The organism is Macrococcus sp. PK (assembly GCF_022501545.1).
GTDB classification, from domain to species: domain Bacteria; phylum Bacillota; class Bacilli; order Staphylococcales; family Staphylococcaceae; genus Macrococcoides; species Macrococcoides epidermidis.
This window is the reverse complement of sequence record NZ_JAEPRF010000009.1, coordinates 63,152-80,538: the sequence shown is the minus strand read 5'-3', so window position 1 is coordinate 80,538 and position 17,387 is coordinate 63,152. Positions and strand designations below refer to the sequence as shown.

The window sequence follows — 17,387 nt, the reverse complement described above, 5'->3', positions numbered from 1 at the left end:
ATTGTACTTTGTTTCGTCATATTACACAAATATTGTGGACTTTATAGTTAAACTCTACACTATAAGGATGTTCTATCAATATATTAAATTAATACTCAAAGTAAAAAAGACAACCCAAAGGCTGTCTAATCTAAACAAACATACTAAATATTAATATAAAGATGAGTCCACTCACTGAAATAATTGTTTCAAGCAATGTCCATGTTAACACTGTTTCTTTCACAGTTAATCCAAAGTACTCTTTAAACATCCAGAATCCTGCATCATTAACATGAGAGGCAATAACACTACCTGCACCTGTTGCGAGTACAACGAGCGCTAAATTCACATCACTTGATTCTAAGATTGGAATAACGATACCTGTCGTTGATATCGCAGCAACTGTCGCTGATCCTAAAGCGATACGTAATACTGCTGCAACCAGCCATGCCAGTAATATTGGAGAGAAGTCTGAATGCGTAAATAAAGTTTCAACATGTTTACCGACACCGCCATCAATCAAGACTTGTTTGAAAGCGCCACCTGCACCGATAATCAAGATCATCATCCCGATTGGATAGATGGCATCTGTCACTGACTGCATTACATCTTTCATTTGTCTGCCGCGATTTAATCCCATCGTAAATATCGCTAATATAATTGAAATCAACATTGCAGTTGATGCATCACCAATTAAGTAGATGGTTTTCATCAATGCATTTGGTGCTACGCCACCCGCTTCAACAATCAATTTCACTACTGTAGCAATTAACATTAAGATAACCGGGAATAAAGCAGTTAATGTACTGATAAAAAATCCTGGTGTGTCTTCAATTTTAAAATGTACATTTTTACCGAGTGATGAAATATCACCTTCACGTGTATAAGCAGTCGGTGCAATTTTCTGAGCAATTTTATTGAAGATTGGTCCCGCAATTATTGCAACCGGTATTCCGATAATAAAACCATATAATAATACTTCACCTAAATTTGCACCATATTCTTTGGCGATCATAACCGGCCCTGGATGGGGCGGTAAGAATCCGTGTGTTACTGATAACGCTGCCGCCATTGGAATACCTAAATAAAGTGCTGGTAATTTCGTTTCTTTTGCGATTGTATAGACGATTGGAATAAGCAATACTAATCCAACTTCAAAGAATAATGCGATACCAATAATAAATGATGCAACGACAACTGCCCACTGAATATGTTTTAAACCAAACTTGTCGATCAATGTGTGCGCGATACGCGTTGCACCACCTCCATCAGCAAGTAATTTCCCGAGCATCGCACCAAGTCCAAAGATAAGTGCGATATGTCCAAGCGTTCCGCCCATACCTGCCTCAATTGTTGCCACTACTTTATCTAGCGGCATCCCTAATAACAATGCTGTCGTAAATGCTGTAACAATTAATGAGATAAAGGTATTTAACTTCAGTCCCATAATAAGAAATAACAATAGTAGTATTGCGATAAATACCGTGATTAGCGGCCATTGTGCCGTCATAAAATTCATTCTGTTTCATTCCCTTCATGATTTCTCTGGAAGTTTGCCATATCTAGATAAACATCCATCAATTGATTCGTTACTTTCATATAAATCGGTAATATTTCACGGTAGAGCACTACATGCTCTTGAATCGGTTTGTGCGGTTTTGTAACGCCCACCATATCACTGATGTGATTGAAATCCGGTTTAATACCAAGTGCCACTTGTCCAAGTGTAACTGCGCCTAAACATGAACTTTCAACACTTTCAGGAACAATCACTTCATGTTCAAATATATCAGCCATCATTTGACGCCAGAGTGCACTTTTCGCAAATCCACCTGTTGCTTTCAACGTCTTTACTTCACCATCCATCAATACACCTAATGCGATAAATACGGTATATAGATTAAAGATGACACCTTCTAAAGCAGCACGTATCATATGCTCTTTTTTATGTGATAATGTCAGGCCGAAGAATGAACCGCGTACATTGGCATTCCAGTAAGGTGCACGTTCTCCGGCTAAAAATGGATGGAAGATCAATCCATTACTCGCTGGTGGTACACGTTCAGCAATCTTTGTAAGCACTTCATAGCTATCTATACCTAGACGTTTTGCAGTTTCTACTTCACTGGATGCAAATTCATCACGAATCCAGCGTAACACGACGCCACCATTATTCACCGGTCCGCCAATAACCCACTTATCTTTCGTTAATGCATAGCAAAATAATCTGCCGTGTGCATCTGTCTTCGGTGCATCGATCACAGTACGAATAGCACCACTCGTACCGATTGTTACAGCAACTTCTCCAGGTTTGAAGGCATCAACACCTAAATTACTTAATACACCGTCACTTGCTCCAATGACAAATGGTGTATCAGGGCTAATCCCCATCAGTCTCGCATATTCAACATTAAGACCAGTAATGACTTCTGTCGTATCTACCGCTTCTGAGAAATTGGCTTTTGTAAGTCCAAGGAGCTCAAGCACGGCTTCATCATAGTCTAATGTATTGATATTAAATAATCCTGTCGCACTTAATATCGAATAATCTTCTACGTAACGATTAAATAATTTGAAGAACACATATCCTTTAATACCGATAAATTTATTCGCAGCACGAAATGTATCTACCTCTTCATGTTTAAACCACATCAGTTTACTTAAAGGACTCATTGGATGAATTGGTGTACCTGTGCGCTGATAAATGGATAGACCATCATATTCTCGATTGAGCAGTTCACTGTATTTATAACTACGATTATCGGCCCATGTAATACTATTCGTCAGTGGTTGATGTGCCTCATCCATTAATATCAGACTATGCATCGCACTCGAAAAACTTACAAAAGCTATTTCATCTTCTTTAGCTTTACTTATCTTTACAACGTGAGCAATCGTCTCTATCACTGCATCAAATATTTGCTGGACATCTTGCTCAGCTATATCACTATGTGGGGTAAGTAATGGATATTCTTTATGATGGACTGCAATGATTTCTCCACGCATGTTATAAAGTACACTCTTCGTACTTGTCGTACCGATATCAACACCGATCATATACATTTAAATATCCTCCTTCGTTTGAGAGTAGAATAAATCATCCACCTCATCATTTAAATCATCAAAATTAATGTGCAGCACTTTCTTATATAACTTTCTGTCCTGAGTACGTACTGCTTTAATATACATCTCATGATTATTAAATATTCGTTCAAAATCTGCTTTATCTTCATTCATTCGTTGCTGCATTGAAATGAGATTAAGGATTAACATATTGGGTTTAATCGCCTGCCATAGTTTTTCTAACTGCTGATGATGAATGGATTCAATCATCGTCTGATGAAATAAAATATCCTGCATCGCAAATTCTGCAGCATCATTAAATTTAACCGCAACACGCATCATCTCAAGTTTCTTTTCAAGTTCGAGTACTAATGTTTCTATTGTTGCCTGATCAATTTTCTCAAATGCAAACCCTTCAATCATAATACGCATATCGTACAATTCCTGAATATCTTTATCCGATAAAGCACACACTACAGCACCCATACGTTCTAATCGAATCAGGTGATCATTTGCGAGAATCTTTAATGCATCACGAATAGGTGATCGACTCACTTCATATAATGTAGCTAATTGATTTTCAGAAAGTTTTTCGTTGCCTTTTACCTCACCTGAAATAATCATATGTCTTAAATGAAAAGCGATACGTTCTCCTGACGATAAATTTTCTATCCACTGTTTCGGTAGCATTCTTTCCACCCCGTCTACTTGTATACAAGTATATTACTTTAAAGTTTTATTTTTGTAAACGGTTACTTTGAAGCGTTTACAAAATTGTCACTAAAAAAGATATAAAAAATACACGGTTTAAACATTAAACCGTGCAAATATCTCTATTTTAAAAGTTGATTGAGGGCTTGAATACCATCATGGAATTCATGTTTGCCACTTTGTTCTGTAATCAACTGAATTTCCGGGAACTTTTCTTGCCAGCATTTCTGATGACTGATATGAACGCGGTCATCATCTTCTGACTGTATATGATATAAGGGGGCTGCTACTTTTAATTCACCAGTTATGATATTTTGTGGATCACTAAATTTCTCATCGCAGCCGAAATATGGTGAACCAATCATGATTACTTTTTCGATGTTGTGCTGTACTGTGTTTTCGGTTAAATATTTTGTAATAACCGTGCCACCAAACGAATGACCAATTAATATAACCACTTCATCCATCGGTACTTCAGCTAAACTCTGTATGAATACTTTCACCCAGTTATCATAAATTTGTCCGATGTCTCTTGGATAATCACCTGCATGCCAGATGTATTCCGGTATCTCTTCTTTCGTCTTTCTGATGAGCGGATTACTACCACTCGTTACCGACTGTACGCCGGCACTATGCACAAATACAATGTGTTTCATCTTCATCCCTCCATAAAAAAAATTCGGATAAACTAATATTAGTTTACCCGAATATGTATCATTTAATTAAAAGATATGTGTAACAAAATTAACGATATAAAAAACAATTGCTGCAAGTATAGCTGAAATTGGCATCGTAATTACCCAAGTAATGATCATACGTTGTGCTGTTGTCCATTTTACACCTTTCACACGGTGACTTGACCCGACACCTAAAATTGATGATGATACAACGTGTGTTGTTGATACTGGTAAGTGAATATGTGTTGCACCAAAGATAATTAAAGCTGATGATAAATCTGCCGCAACACCGTTTGCTGGTCTGATCTTCATAATGTTACCACCAACAGTTTTAATAATCTTCCATCCACCAACTGCTGTACCAAGTCCCATTGCTGCAGCACATGATAACTGTACCCACCATTGTGGTTCAGTACTACCTGTTTGCATACCCGCAGAGATTAATGCCATCGTAATAATCCCCATCGCCTTCTGGGCATCGTTAGAACCATGTGCGAAGGCTTGGGCTGCTGCTGTAAAGATTTGTACAACTCTGAAACTACGATTTGTTTTAGTCAGATTCGCATTTTTAAATAATGTTTTAATAATCGTATACATAATATATCCGACGATAAATGCAAGTAGTGGTGAAATAATTAATCCGAAAACAATTTTCGTAAATCCAGCATATTCTAATATGCCAAATCCACCAGAGGCAACTGCAGCACCTGCAATTGATCCGATTAATGTATGAGATGATGAACTTGGAATTCCATAATACCAAGTAAGTAAGTTCCAAGTGATTGCACTAATTAATGCCGCTAATATTACTACTTGACCATTTTGTAACGTAAACGGGTCAACGATATCTTTTGTTACTGTCTTAGCGACACCGTGGAAGAGAATCGCTCCGATGAAGTTCAGTACAGCTGCCATTAGAATTGCATGACGAGGCTTTAACGCCTTAGTAGAAACTGCTGTTGCTATTGCATTCGCTGTATCATGGAAACCATTGATAAAGTCAAAGGCTAACGCGAAGAACACAATCGCAAACGTAAAAATAATAATCGGTTCCATAAAAATGCTCCTTAACTATTTTTCATAATGATTGATTCAAGTATATTTGCTACTGCCTGACATTTATCAGCGATATCTTCTAAAGACTGATAGATGTCTTTAACTTTCATCACAGTTAAAGGATCTGTTTCTACAGATAAGATATGTTTAATTGATTGTCTTAAAATACCATCACAGTTTGTTTCATGCTCTTTAATATTAATAGAGTGTACACGCACGTGAGATAACTTCTTCTCAGCAACAAGTGTCACTGCTGTCTTAATTTCCTTTGTACAACCTTGAATGTTCTGAACAAATTCAGCCATATACTCATCTGAATATTCGATAGAATACATTTCAAACATCGCTGACGTCTCTTCCATGCCATCCATAACATCATCAATAGCATTGGATAAAGCAAGAATATCTTCACGTTCAATCGGTGTAATAAATGTTTGATTTAAGTCAGAAATCATCTGATGCATTAACTCATCACCATTTGTTTCGTATGCTTTAATATTGTCTGCATATTTTTTCAGATCAAACGCATTATGAAACGTCATCTCACCAAATGCAATCGCTGCACGATCCAGATTTTCTGCCATCGCTTCTAATTGCACTGCAAACTTATCTTTCTTTCTGTTAAACATCGTAAATCCTCCCATTAATAAAAAACATATTTTATGACTACAACGATATTCTATAGGAAAAAACAGTGAAAGCATAGTGTTTTGTAAAAATAAAGTAAACTATTTATAGTAAACGTTTACTATATTACATTATTGTAAATTTAGTGTTTCAGTATTGTAAACTTGTCTGAAAAGTAAAAAAACAGACACCCTGATGCATAGTACATCAGGATGCCATTTTGCCTTTATTTTGTATATTTCTTCTCAATACCTTTTTCCTTTTCTTCCTGGAAACGTTCGATACGCATCTCCACATCAAATATCTTCATCGTTAAATGATGAATGGGTGCCTGCGTAAGCATATAAACAAGCCATGGTAACGTCGGCTCATAATCATGTAGCGCAATGATTAACGTATCCGTACCTTTTAGTCGTCTGAATTCCATACGTGCCCTACTATCAACGTGTGCATGATGTAATACACCGCCTGTTATATTATAGACAATGCGATTGTCATCAGATTTCTCATCATCTTTTTCAAGCGTTAAGATATGCTTCTTAACACCATATATTTCAAAGCGACCGTCATTTTCTTTTACGTCTACAAAGTCCAGTGCCATGTCACTTAACCATGCAAAGTAATGTTTACTCACACGTTCAACCGTCCAGCTGGAAGGCATTAATGTACGCTGAATGCTACGGACATCATTCGATTTAGAGTTTTGGGTTTGCGCAACGATACCTTTTCGTTTAACGGGTGTCTTTGTGATTTGAACTGGTGTTTTATAGCTTTTCAGGATATTAATCGTTTCTTCATCCTCACCTGTACCGCTCACGTAAATGATCGCCTTTAAGTTTGTCGCTTCTGCCGCACGTGCAAAGTTATCAGCACTGATTGCATTAATATCCTGAAACGTCGCATCATTCAGCTTGTTAGAGCGTTTTGTCGGGTCTAAAAAATATACACCAAAGTCCACTTGACCGAGTGCATCTATACAGTCATTCAATGAGAACATATCTCCTGTGACCCAATGCATATCTGCTTTGCTGTCTTCAGCAGGATATTTACTCATTGCATAAATTTCAAAATCATCTTTTAAATACTCATATAAGTTTTTACCGATATAACCTGTCGCACCTGTTAGTAATAAACGTGGTTTCATCTTTTGACCTCCATACGGTTATTTCTTATATTGTACCCAATTTCTTATCTGCATAAAAATGATTTATTAATTTTTGTTCTGCTTCACCTTAATTTCAGGCATCTTCTCTTTTACAGTATTTGATGAATAAGGTGACTGACTTGTATGATTACCGAGAAACATCATGAGTTTACGATATGTCAGACGAGATTCTTTCAGCTCCATATGAAACTGATATTGATGGCGTAATCCATGCGTGTCATCAAAAAATGAATAGGCGTATGGTACATTGTTTGCTTTTAGCACTTTCACCAGTTCATGCGCCTGAGAATCAAATGGATCAGCATCGCCAACCGTTAGAAAGGTCGGTGGATATCGCTTCGTAATATTTGCTGTCGTACTGAGCTGCTCAATCGGTTTGAATTGCTTCTCCCAATGCTTTTCACCGGTATAGCTCTCCATAAACAGTTCTATACGTGGGAACTTTGTCGCACGCACAGTCTGCATATTATATAGCCCTCCAAACAATACTACTGCTTTCAGTTGATTGGCTTTAAACACAGGCTTTTGCTGCATATCATGCATCAGTTTATTATTCGTATGCATCGCTGCAAACTGACTTGCAATTTGAGCACCAGCAGAATCACCACCGATGATAATCTGAGTAAAATCAATCGGTAATTGATGATCATTTTTCTTTAAGAATTTTGCCGCTGCTAATTCCTGCAGAATAGGTGTTGGATATTGGTTTCCCGGTGCCAATGCATAATTGATATTCGCTACAATAAATCCCTTCTCTGCAATCTGTGCAAGATACGGATTTTTATGGCGTTTATCTCCAGCAATAAATCCACCACCGTGTGTCCACATAATAAGCGGTAATTTATCACCTTTTTTGATGTTTTTCGGCATAATGATATCCATCTGTGATAACGGGGCAATATCGCTATATGTAACGTTTCTTAGCATCTTTACATTTGATGCTTCTATCGCACGCTCATTCAGTAAAGCATTTTCTGATAATCTCGCATCATCACTAATATGCCATCCCATCATCACACTGATTCCCATCGTTATCAACGCAATTAAAATTATGTAAATTAAATATCTTTTCTTCAATGCAACCGCCCTTTCTCGTAGGTCATTATTATAGCATAACACCTAAAATGATAAAAAAATAAAATGGGGCAATCCCCATTTTATCTTTATGCGATATGATTTTTACCTTTTTTCTTTCGATCAAAGTATTTCTTTGCAATACCGATACATAAAATAATACCGACATAGCCTAATAATGGATAAGCAGTTTGAACTAATTTAGAAAATCCTACAAAACTTAATAAGTATGATAGTCCCATTAAACTAAATAGCATTATTTTATATTTTTTAGAATATGGTTCAGAAAATCTTGCAATAAATGAGTACATTAATCCTGCAATCGTATTATATATTACCATCAACATAATTATACTTAAAGCAATTCCAAGAATTGGATGAATCGCTTTACCTAATATTAATGTTGGTATTGCAGAATTATTAATCTTATCTAATTCACTTAATAATCCTGAGTTCACCATCAATAATAGTATTAATAACGTAATTCCACCAATTGTTGCACCTTTTCCTGCAACTTTCATACGACTAGCGTCTCCACCTATCGCTGCGAGTATACTAAATCCACTTGCAAAAGCAAGACCTCCATAATTAAGTCCTGACCACCACCACAATGAACTTTCTGGTAAGAATGAAAGTTTAAATGGTTGTTTATCAGTATTAATATGACTTTGAATCTCTCCAAATGATATCGAACCTTTAAAGAAATAATATACAGCAATCGTAGTTACTGCAATTATTAAAAAAGGTGTTACTATACCTAACGCACCAATTATTTTACTAAAATCTAATAATAAAGTAATAATAATCGCTATTACCATAATTAGTGATCCTAACCATATAGGTAGACCAAAACTTTCATGTGCTGCACTACCTGCACCAGCAACCATGATTGTAGCTAAACCATATAAGAAAAATACTAAAAGATAGTCAATCACTTTTCCAAATTTTTTACCAAATAGGTATTGAATCGTAGATTCATGATTCTCTGCATCTAAACCATAACCTAACTTTACAGTTTGGCGTCCAAAGAAAGTGAGCATCAAGCCAGCGATTAATATAGCTAGGTAACTATATATACCATAGTTCGTAAAAAATGTTAAAACTTCTTGACCTGTAGAAAAACCTGCACCTACAATAACACCTACATACGCGAAGCCAATTTTTATTGCTTCTATATTATTTTTACTCATAAAAACGCTCCTTTATCGAATTTAAAAAACATGCCTGTTAAGACAGACATGTTTGTTTACCCTGCTATTATATTAATAAAACATTATTTTGAATGTTCTTCCGGAAGTCCGAACGTTTCACCCTCAGGTGCCACAGATTTCGTAATAAATAATGCTGTGATTAGACCGATAACTGTTAAGGCAATCGCAAACCAATATGCATGATGCACCCCTGTCGTTAATGCTTCATTAACTTGGGTCATCGATGGGTTTGAAATCCCTTCTAGCGCTTTCTTTTGACCATGTGTCATAATACTTACGAACACTGAAATACCCATCGCACCAGCAATTGGCTGAATCATATTACCGATTGCCGTACCATGTGGGTATAGTTTCTTCGGTAACTGATTGATTGCATTCGTGTGACTCGGCATCATAATCATTGAAATACTCACCATTAATACCATATAGACAACGATGAAGACATAAACGCTGATACCAGGATGAATGGTTGAATAGAATAGCATGACAAGTGCCAGTACAAACATTCCAGGAATAATCATTTTTCTTGGCCCTAGTTTATCAAAGATACGTCCCATAACAGGACTCATCGCACCATTTAATAATGCCCCGGGTAATAAAATCATGCCTGCCACTTTTGCACTAAATGCCATCGGACCTTGTAAATACATCGGCATCACGATTTCTGAAGCAAACATAGCCATTACAACGACAACAAAGATGAACATCCCACGCGCATAGTTTGCATATTTAAATACAGAAAGATCAAGTAATGGATCAGCAAGTTTACGTTGTCTTAATGCAAACAATACCATCGCTACAATTCCGACAATAATAAATGTAAGAATCATCGGATTACCAAATCCACCTTTAGCTGTACTTACTGAACTGAACCCATAAATGATACCAGCTACACCAATAGTCGATAACACGACAGATAAAATATCAATCTTCGGTTTCGTTACTTCACCGACATTTTCCAGGTAACGCATAGCAAATATAATTGAGAAGATGACAAATGGCACAACCGAGAAGAATAACCAGCGCCAGCCTAAAGTATCAACGATAACGCCGGATAACGTCGGACCAATCGCTGGAGCGAACATCATCACAAGACCAAAATTCCCCATTACTTTACCACGCTCATGCGGCGGAAATAAATTCAGCATCGCATTCATGATCGTTGGAATAAGTAGTCCCGTACCTGCAGCCTGTATCATACGACCTGCAAGAATCATCGGAAAGTTGACAGCAAAACCTGCAATCAATGTTCCGATTAAAAATAAAGACATTAAACCGATAAATAACTGCCTCGTTGTAAACCATTGTATAAGTGATGCAGATAACGGCATCAATACGCCCATCACCAGCATAAATCCAGTAGCCAGCCACTGAACGGTAGGTGCATCTACATTAAATACGCGCATTATTTCCGTTAATGCGATATTCAGTAACGTTTCATTTAAGAACGTAAAGAATGCACCAATTAAAAAAGTAATCATTATAATTGTTGATTTTTTCATGTTTCCTCCAAAAAAATAATGAGCTAGCGCTCAATACTCTCCTTTTATTTGTCTATACATCTTACAACATTAAATAATACGAATCAATAACAATACATCATGTTAGTATAAAATTACATTATCACCACTAAATTTTACAAACTAAATAATAATTATACAATCAATAACTTTGTGAATCAGTAAAATAATATTATAATGAAGATAACTTATATTAAGGGAGCGATTAGAGTGGAATTAAATAAACAAGTCGTACACATGTTTTTGAAAGAAGCACATGTGAGAGATTTTGATGATATGTCAGCTGAACCGACAACAATGCACCGATTAGATTATGTACAAAGTGAACAAGATCCAAGTCTATATGAATTTAAATTAACATTTATGTTTGGACACTTTGGTACTCAAGTTGATGGCGTTATCGAAGCAGCAATCCTGATCCAAAGTGAAGATGGCAGTGAAGTTGATGTTATTTCAGAAATTAAGAAGGAAGAAGGCATGTTTGCAATTCCTTTATATGCGAAAGCGTCATCAATTATTACAAAACTATCTGAAGACCGTGGACAATTCCCGATTATCGTCCCGATTGAGTTATGGTTAGAAGAATAAAATAGGCGTTAGACAATGCGTTCAGCCTCGAGGTTGCTTTGTAGTCGCCGTAAATAGGCGTWAGACAAAGCNWWMAGCSTMRWGGYWKCKKTNYAKTNCGCYKTMWWTNAKRYKTRAKWSAAAKCNAAMGMSYAMTNKYATCKRWCNWTTWMGCWKYYTKYKWTAWYWKATTKMWWKCAACSWSMWYTTTANKMTMAMKYTTTARYANYTTGYTTYRMYRTATYWMWTGCWWCYTKATYYKTANNATCANNRGCTYTRRYANYWGYWTMKMWRWATNAARWGNTTSTWWMWMMSTWWTCANCKKCWYTGSYAYMGSWYATWWMAAYARRASKYRTWRCAWRMTWWTNANTKCAYTRYTNNATSSGYCRTTTNCNNMACWKAAMGSATWRMMTRAYARTAWGNAMTRYTAAATNGYGYMGTTNYACTKYWYYTRWAKSWTWMANTNACANTWMKAATNMTAAANCGTRTARTWCNNCACWGWTTCWSTATCNTKWCAKRCAYTYWMAWATRMWYSTNTMAWACATCAYARAKTCASTNYSATKRCANKCANWTRCWWWWGCWKMTTCAAANATCWYMAMKTMASWCGNAWTNMWTCWATNYTTTWSCWGNNATTCNWAMKCNSCAYTTRANNCACSTMMTMWTNKATTKWWTMSYSWWRTTMTWSKMRCATNKWRAYGCRYMWMYTCMTNATTKAAWARMYWWRTTRYWRTAANSAYAKWAWYKCNNAAATWSSTAWTYWWRMRMYWAANTNCMATNWYGASANKRKYYCWRWTWRRWMWTYTTGMRMYAAATMCWTKYRARARKSMYCTGKWWMAACNYKWTTGMAAKWRMWACWWGNTAWAMWTSWKCNNTKGANAMWWSACSATWKYRWSTNMAAYANANRAWATACNWTGWRCNATTRATNAAYTSWSCATAWTRTMTAANRTAMANNTMAWMTWCSMYRWACRTTNAAWWRRCTCNRMATAANNTMTWTAMTGNMWRGMTMATCNKCMCMRTAMSKTGAMMYRKMTMAWRTARYTTMTWKAYWRCWRKAYMMYMSCAYARTAAMKWRAMYCATNAKAAKSYAKCWYATWGATWWCNRTAMSCMAYCATNNTAAATAWWWYMAWRWRAWGCCWWCAMATNYRAWKWCRWAWGMAATCAYKAAMWWYKTCAMWKTAWKKYCTRYWAWTKCMWWSANAWAKRWWMKCACGNWWCAYMKWCAYYYYWWRTWMTRTWAWWKSCWTNRATMGWTWMGNMAYRWYTCANCRTNYRTMCCTNNAWTAATNANTNMAAASSCMTGATMGNNAAGAAATMACTNYWRYRTTGNAMCWRKATTRMTKNANTTRCNMRCYCSWSATMRMWKWAATCNCWWTYATWTTGNNYRAWRTTKCWWAASTTACNMGYTCKWYAYCRMWKWAATCCNNMTKCATNWWTRTNGMARWYWYAMWMSKTANRWGYTCTYWWCMKAWKMAATMCNRMTKMATNAWTATCGCWRWSATRMKCNGTAATRMTMTNNTYRKAWWCARTAMAAWTAWTATTRYMGCNWGTSMTRWGNCRKMATANAYATTTNRAAAYANSKMMAWAKAWYANWGMAGNAARYCMTRTRAMAGYMYARAYAYKWRWAATRYYGCCATMSWWCWAKNANWAACMMTGKNANAAAGNTMCMAMYACGANNNKTAATRYTKYCRKCCWTYWWKRYWAMACYGRARYMAARTWAMMACSMSRAYMTYKRATAWWWTSRRYYATKANRKMWAAAYMRWAKYYAAMTWAWAWMRCSAMTNATCNRGMKRMRATKWAWWATNSAMTAAANRATMMKWWTWAACTTNYATWMMYAYKGAWSMMSMSGMKATTYANAAATANAYWWMMSGATMMKWMTNAWACYTCNAWKYATATSRAWGCYMWCKATAYKCNTWAWTMATWTMMCKWTWWYACNWCWTMMCNNTYKAAGTWTAWCNRAYSMWAKCYATMCRCTTNTWCMWTYAAYKTYWTSACMAYTTYMCKKTTYRANTWWWACKGANYAMWKYYWWCYWYYKTACCNWTCWWWRTSAYGRMYRWWKTCCSKTTNNAWMMTWYRRATMYTTTWTAMTNKTMGYANCTWTCTYMATSAYKKAWRAWRTYYCYTWMACYWTNNTWAATMWYYKMTRWYWSTWSMACTNTCWSSANTSATYKRMMANTNATKTSCKMMMMTWKSSYWWAYAWMMKYTRWSYCWTCMWCKTNAKGWWTRWTCKGNNCCANNCATNTKCGSACNATTKGGYAWACNTMATTNTWWKYCMTCCTMKTAWKTAWMKTMTGRWMYACMTTNTMKRACNAATNWTKSTAWMYTCATWWYTWWWCCWCCWMTKAAWYMANGTRWGSTNTACCNYTCTNTNWCYRATWAYWCKATNKKCATRKYWMWACMAYCANTRAMASSANTKWGCNNACCRMTYKYWCCRMYKACANGMWSGMATSGYWYTMSRRTYATMANAKSATYTNCACYRATWKCANCWSYRACWKCWYGAWTCRCYKWMRGGTNTANTYAAWMRTSYYWCYSAKATYRMTKTMWSWWMTTSAKTNACCNKRMAGRTMWAKYKRMMAGTNNTWMMSWGMTTNNTWWCTSAMMTTSARWAYMAYGNYMGATMWMKCKKMYANRYTMNANTKMTTTWWCTCAYCWKSARRRTAACSTKYKAYANCKCTNTRYATNASKMATWAWTYKYYTSATMWGMWGRKYAACMTRTTNCWSKCKYKKCATCAKKWRYAAAKMRSWTRAYANYKAWGNTCNRCWTNATKCTRWYRYGTMAYCRYKTKCNAWKAAKATMAMACYKAMKWMKMTWRATRYTMATANNTWACNCKCSTTNNTTAANKRTSAANWCKRACYAAWAKMARKAYKCWYMWTAYSMWCMTKTKRANNRTKAAWTCGNANCNAAAGYANGACGNTNCAKATNAMYRTGTGRAATNYRAAWCKACNNMGTANAMRTCNNWTWCTRWRTGNRMMTSCSMWWSKASMKKWAAATNTTWMWWAATGWKSMTGYSYWTSRAKATRTWRWWWYRMMTRATNSATSNANTSTKTAKCAAKANMYYGTAMCRCSKRAWYCANSRATKCWYKANYAASACSMSYAMYAYGSAMMKYANNSGMTKCASGAWWAMWYSRCSMATAYGCASCRWWTMCRCTNTCANNAMTWMTTYRYRCATAYGCASSMATKAYANWATCNNCTTCNTYATMSATWTNCNYKCATRATNARYMCTKCTSMTCKANKWTMWWMRTAWYWRCMCTNMWGNTYTANKATANMWWGTNNATCTNNCCWAAGKTTWWAKMTCTTSWNANAATYTMYAAWGSYWYANAKCNCYTCAAMYMMTTTATNATGNYWYATWTSMYTNYANNAYMMSKWTAKAWRWTWATWWRRTTKWAWTNNAWAARGWYMGAWAATWWKANMAKWTYRRAYWKRWWWWKTSMRWTWATKTGAKYATNATNNSKGWCTTGTNNKWTTTRANNNATWTATSKGANTTRTKWTKWGWKTYTWSKCCGATTTAAGCGATATATCGGACTTGTTTTTTGATTTTACGCGATTATGATGAGTGTCTTGTCCGATTTAAGCGATATATCGGACTTGTTTTTTGATTTTACGCGATTATGAGGTGCGTCTTGTCCGATTTAAGTCGTATATCGGACTTGTTTTTTGATTTTACGCGATTATGAGGTGCGTCTTGTCCGATTTAAGTCGTATATCGGACTTGTTTTTATTCTGTTCTCTCACTTACGAATACATATCTACTTGTTACATAGATTAGCATCATAATCGGAATGATCCAGGCTATAACAGAGAGATTTATTGAATCAATTCTTAACCATTTTAGAATAAAATAGCTCGCCATTACTGTTGCAGTGATGAACAATAAAAATCGATGATCAAATTCATATTTTAACTTTATCGTAAATTCGTCTTCTATAATTACTTCTCCATTTTCGTTCATATTTTCTTTATGTTTTTTGTATCTATTCCATGTTCCTAGGCATACACCACCTAAATAAAAAATCAAAAAATCATAATGAATCTTTTCATTAAGAATAATATGATCTAACAATTCTAATATAATTAATAATGAAAATACTATCATTAAATTTTTATAGTAAGTTTTCTTTGTCGCTTTTTTTACGTACATTTTTAACACGCTCCAATTTAAGACTTTACGTTCTTATATAATAAAAAACCTATCCCATAAATGAAAAATACCAAACATAAAACGATTGAAAATGACATGACAGAAAACTTTTCTATCTTCATTGCGATAGCGTATAAAATAAATGCGATTGGTACATAAAATAATAATATAGGAAGCATTAACGAGTTATATTGATTTGCAATTAATTCGTCTCTCTCATCAGTAATCTTAGTGTCTAGACCACCAGGGTTCTTCTTATACTGAATATAAAACATGACACCCCATCCAATTATAGCTCCTAAAAGTGATGGCCAATATTGTTCTATATTATATAATTGATCTGGTCTTTTGAAATAGTTGATGAACATCGTTGTAAGTACCAATATTACAAGATACAAAAGAAAATAATGAATCTGTTTACGAAGTGTCATTCCTTTTTTCATTTTAATCCTCCTCCAGTTTAAATAGCGCATCAATTGGTACATCGAAGTACTGCATAAGCTTTAAAGCAAGTTCTAAACTTGGATTATATTTATGATTTTCTATTGCGTTAATCGTTTGGCGTGTAATATCTAGATCCTTGGCCATTTGAACCTGAGAAATATTACGTGACGTCCGATGTTCTTTAATATAATTGATAACGATGGTGATCACCTACTTAGTGTAAAGATATCTTTACACTAATTTTTCCCCAAAAAAATATCCCTCACTAATATTCAAGTGAGAGATAATTGAAATTAATATTAAGTTCTAATTAGAATCTGTAGTATCCATCAACTGATCCTGAGATGTATGATACTGCACGTTGACCGATTCCTGCTGATGGGTTTAAAGCATCAACCATTTGTCCACCACCGATATAAACTCCTACGTGGCTGTAGTTGTTGAAGAATACTAAGTCACCTGGTTGTGGATTTGATACTTGTGTACCAGCTGCTGCTTGAGCATAAGTTGTACGTGGAATTGATTTACCCATTGCTGCTAATACTTGTTGTGCAAATGATGAACAGTCAACTGCTGATGCAGAGTTTGCACCATATACATATGATTTTCCTGCTGCAATTGATAATGCTACTGAAGCTACATCATTATTTACAGCTACTGAAGTTGGTGCTTTTTGTACTACACGTGTGCTTTCAGTTACTGCGTTAGTAGAAATGTTTGAAATTGTATTATTTGTGTTATTAGTATTAAAAGTATTATTTACTGTTGATGTTTGTGTAACTGGTGCATGGTAAGTATTTGTAGGTGCAGAGTATGTTGATGTTTGAACTGGTGCTGAATATGTAGAAGTTGTAGAGACATCAGTTCTTAGTTCTGCTGCTGCATCTGCTGAATTCGTCGGTGCTAATGTTGCTACTGTCGCTGCTGTCGTTAATGTTAATAAAGTTTTCTTCATAATGTTTAATTCCTCCAAGAATTGTTTATATATTAGTATAGTATTTAATTAAATGATTTAATTCGTGATTTTGTCGAACTTGATACAAAATTTCAACTCGTCGTAATCACATGTCCAACTATAACATGGATAAACATGAAAAAGTGCGATGTAAATGTTTTGTTAACGAAGTGATATAATTTTTCAAACCTTGTAATAT

15 protein-coding genes are annotated in these 17,387 nt (G+C 34.8%); 1 reads left to right on the top strand and 14 read right to left on the bottom strand.

Annotation, left to right across the window (positions count from 1 at the left end):
* Positions 1-130: 130 nt before the first annotated feature.
* The 10 genes from JJJ02_RS07615 to JJJ02_RS07570 form a co-directional block, all read right to left on the bottom strand.
* Positions 131-1,489 carry a gluconate:H+ symporter gene (locus tag JJJ02_RS07615; RefSeq protein WP_133454260.1) on the bottom strand — a complete coding sequence of 453 codons (1,359 nt, stop codon included), beginning with the start codon at positions 1,487-1,489 and terminating at the stop codon, positions 131-133.
* Positions 1,490-1,494: 5 nt separating this feature from the next.
* On the bottom strand, positions 1,495-3,042 hold the full coding sequence (gntK, locus tag JJJ02_RS07610; RefSeq protein WP_239242402.1) for a gluconokinase: 1,548 nt from the start codon (positions 3,040-3,042) through the stop codon (positions 1,495-1,497).
* Entirely contained in the window at positions 3,043-3,732 is a 690-nt protein-coding gene (locus JJJ02_RS07605) for a GntR family transcriptional regulator (RefSeq protein ID WP_240838233.1), read from the bottom strand. It abuts the gene before it with no gap.
* 143 nt (positions 3,733-3,875) lie between these two features.
* Positions 3,876-4,409, bottom strand: coding sequence for a PGAP1-like alpha/beta domain-containing protein (locus tag JJJ02_RS07600; RefSeq protein WP_240838230.1), 534 nt, complete (start codon positions 4,407-4,409; stop codon positions 3,876-3,878).
* A 66-nt stretch (positions 4,410-4,475) separates the two neighbouring features.
* Positions 4,476-5,486: an inorganic phosphate transporter gene (locus JJJ02_RS07595; RefSeq protein WP_239242405.1), complete on the bottom strand. Its 1,011-nt coding sequence runs from the start codon at positions 5,484-5,486 to the stop codon at positions 4,476-4,478.
* Positions 5,487-5,497: 11 nt separating this feature from the next.
* Positions 5,498-6,115 carry a DUF47 domain-containing protein gene (locus JJJ02_RS07590; protein ID WP_111714190.1) on the bottom strand — a complete coding sequence of 206 codons (618 nt, stop codon included), beginning with the start codon at positions 6,113-6,115 and terminating at the stop codon, positions 5,498-5,500.
* Positions 6,116-6,339: 224 nt separating this feature from the next.
* Entirely contained in the window at positions 6,340-7,257 is a 918-nt protein-coding gene (locus tag JJJ02_RS07585; RefSeq protein WP_239242406.1) for an NAD-dependent epimerase/dehydratase family protein, read from the bottom strand.
* Between the two features lie 66 nt (positions 7,258-7,323).
* Positions 7,324-8,307 (bottom strand): alpha/beta hydrolase, encoded by a 984-nt coding sequence (locus tag JJJ02_RS07580; RefSeq protein WP_443673992.1) that lies wholly within the window; start codon positions 8,305-8,307, stop codon positions 7,324-7,326.
* A gap of 134 nt (positions 8,308-8,441) precedes the next feature.
* A complete protein-coding gene (locus tag JJJ02_RS07575) occupies positions 8,442-9,542 on the bottom strand; it encodes a YkvI family membrane protein (protein ID WP_239242408.1) in 1,101 nt (366 codons plus the stop codon).
* Positions 9,543-9,625: 83 nt separating this feature from the next.
* Positions 9,626-11,065, bottom strand: coding sequence for a DHA2 family efflux MFS transporter permease subunit (locus tag JJJ02_RS07570; RefSeq protein WP_239242409.1), 1,440 nt, complete (start codon positions 11,063-11,065; stop codon positions 9,626-9,628).
* A 228-nt stretch (positions 11,066-11,293) separates the two neighbouring features.
* Here JJJ02_RS07570 and JJJ02_RS07565 point away from each other — a divergent pair, with 228 nt between their 5' ends.
* On the top strand, positions 11,294-11,671 hold the full coding sequence (locus JJJ02_RS07565) for a hypothetical protein (RefSeq protein WP_239242410.1): 378 nt from the start codon (positions 11,294-11,296) through the stop codon (positions 11,669-11,671).
* A gap of 3,695 nt (positions 11,672-15,366) precedes the next feature.
* Here the strand turns inward: JJJ02_RS07565 and JJJ02_RS07560 are convergent.
* From JJJ02_RS07560 to JJJ02_RS07545, 4 genes are all read right to left on the bottom strand, one after another.
* Complete coding sequence (locus tag JJJ02_RS07560; protein ID WP_240837342.1) at positions 15,367-15,789, bottom strand: hypothetical protein; 423 nt, start codon at positions 15,787-15,789, stop codon at positions 15,367-15,369.
* A 17-nt stretch (positions 15,790-15,806) separates the two neighbouring features.
* On the bottom strand, positions 15,807-16,232 hold the full coding sequence (locus tag JJJ02_RS07555; RefSeq protein WP_239242414.1) for a hypothetical protein: 426 nt from the start codon (positions 16,230-16,232) through the stop codon (positions 15,807-15,809).
* 1 nt (position 16,233) lies between these two features.
* Entirely contained in the window at positions 16,234-16,443 is a 210-nt protein-coding gene (locus JJJ02_RS07550; protein ID WP_232508185.1) for a helix-turn-helix transcriptional regulator, read from the bottom strand.
* Positions 16,444-16,543: 100 nt separating this feature from the next.
* Positions 16,544-17,188, bottom strand: coding sequence for a C40 family peptidase (locus JJJ02_RS07545; protein WP_239242415.1), 645 nt, complete (start codon positions 17,186-17,188; stop codon positions 16,544-16,546).
* Between the last annotated feature and the right edge of the window lie 199 nt (positions 17,189-17,387).

Excerpts from the sequence above, each read along its gene's own strand:
- JJJ02_RS07615 (WP_133454260.1), bottom strand. The coding sequence starts at position 1,489 with ATGACGGCACAATGGCCGCTAATCACGGTATTTATCGCAATACTACTA.
- gntK (WP_239242402.1), bottom strand. The coding sequence starts at position 3,042 with ATGTATATGATCGGTGTTGATATCGGTACGACAAGTACGAAGAGTGTA.
- JJJ02_RS07605 (WP_240838233.1), bottom strand. The coding sequence starts at position 3,732 with ATGCTACCGAAACAGTGGATAGAAAATTTATCGTCAGGAGAACGTATC.
- JJJ02_RS07600 (WP_240838230.1), bottom strand. The coding sequence starts at position 4,409 with ATGAAACACATTGTATTTGTGCATAGTGCCGGCGTACAGTCGGTAACG.
- JJJ02_RS07595 (WP_239242405.1), bottom strand. The coding sequence starts at position 5,486 with ATGGAACCGATTATTATTTTTACGTTTGCGATTGTGTTCTTCGCGTTA.
- JJJ02_RS07590 (WP_111714190.1), bottom strand. The coding sequence starts at position 6,115 with ATGTTTAACAGAAAGAAAGATAAGTTTGCAGTGCAATTAGAAGCGATG.
- JJJ02_RS07585 (WP_239242406.1), bottom strand. The coding sequence starts at position 7,257 with ATGAAACCACGTTTATTACTAACAGGTGCGACAGGTTATATCGGTAAA.
- JJJ02_RS07580 (WP_443673992.1), bottom strand. The coding sequence starts at position 8,307 with ATGGGAATCAGTGTGATGATGGGATGGCATATTAGTGATGATGCGAGA.
- JJJ02_RS07575 (WP_239242408.1), bottom strand. The coding sequence starts at position 9,542 with ATGAGTAAAAATAATATAGAAGCAATAAAAATTGGCTTCGCGTATGTA.
- JJJ02_RS07570 (WP_239242409.1), bottom strand. The coding sequence starts at position 11,065 with ATGAAAAAATCAACAATTATAATGATTACTTTTTTAATTGGTGCATTC.
- JJJ02_RS07560 (WP_240837342.1), bottom strand. The coding sequence starts at position 15,789 with ATGTACGTAAAAAAAGCGACAAAGAAAACTTACTATAAAAATTTAATG.
- JJJ02_RS07555 (WP_239242414.1), bottom strand. The coding sequence starts at position 16,232 with ATGAAAAAAGGAATGACACTTCGTAAACAGATTCATTATTTTCTTTTG.
- JJJ02_RS07545 (WP_239242415.1), bottom strand. The coding sequence starts at position 17,188 with ATGAAGAAAACTTTATTAACATTAACGACAGCAGCGACAGTAGCAACA.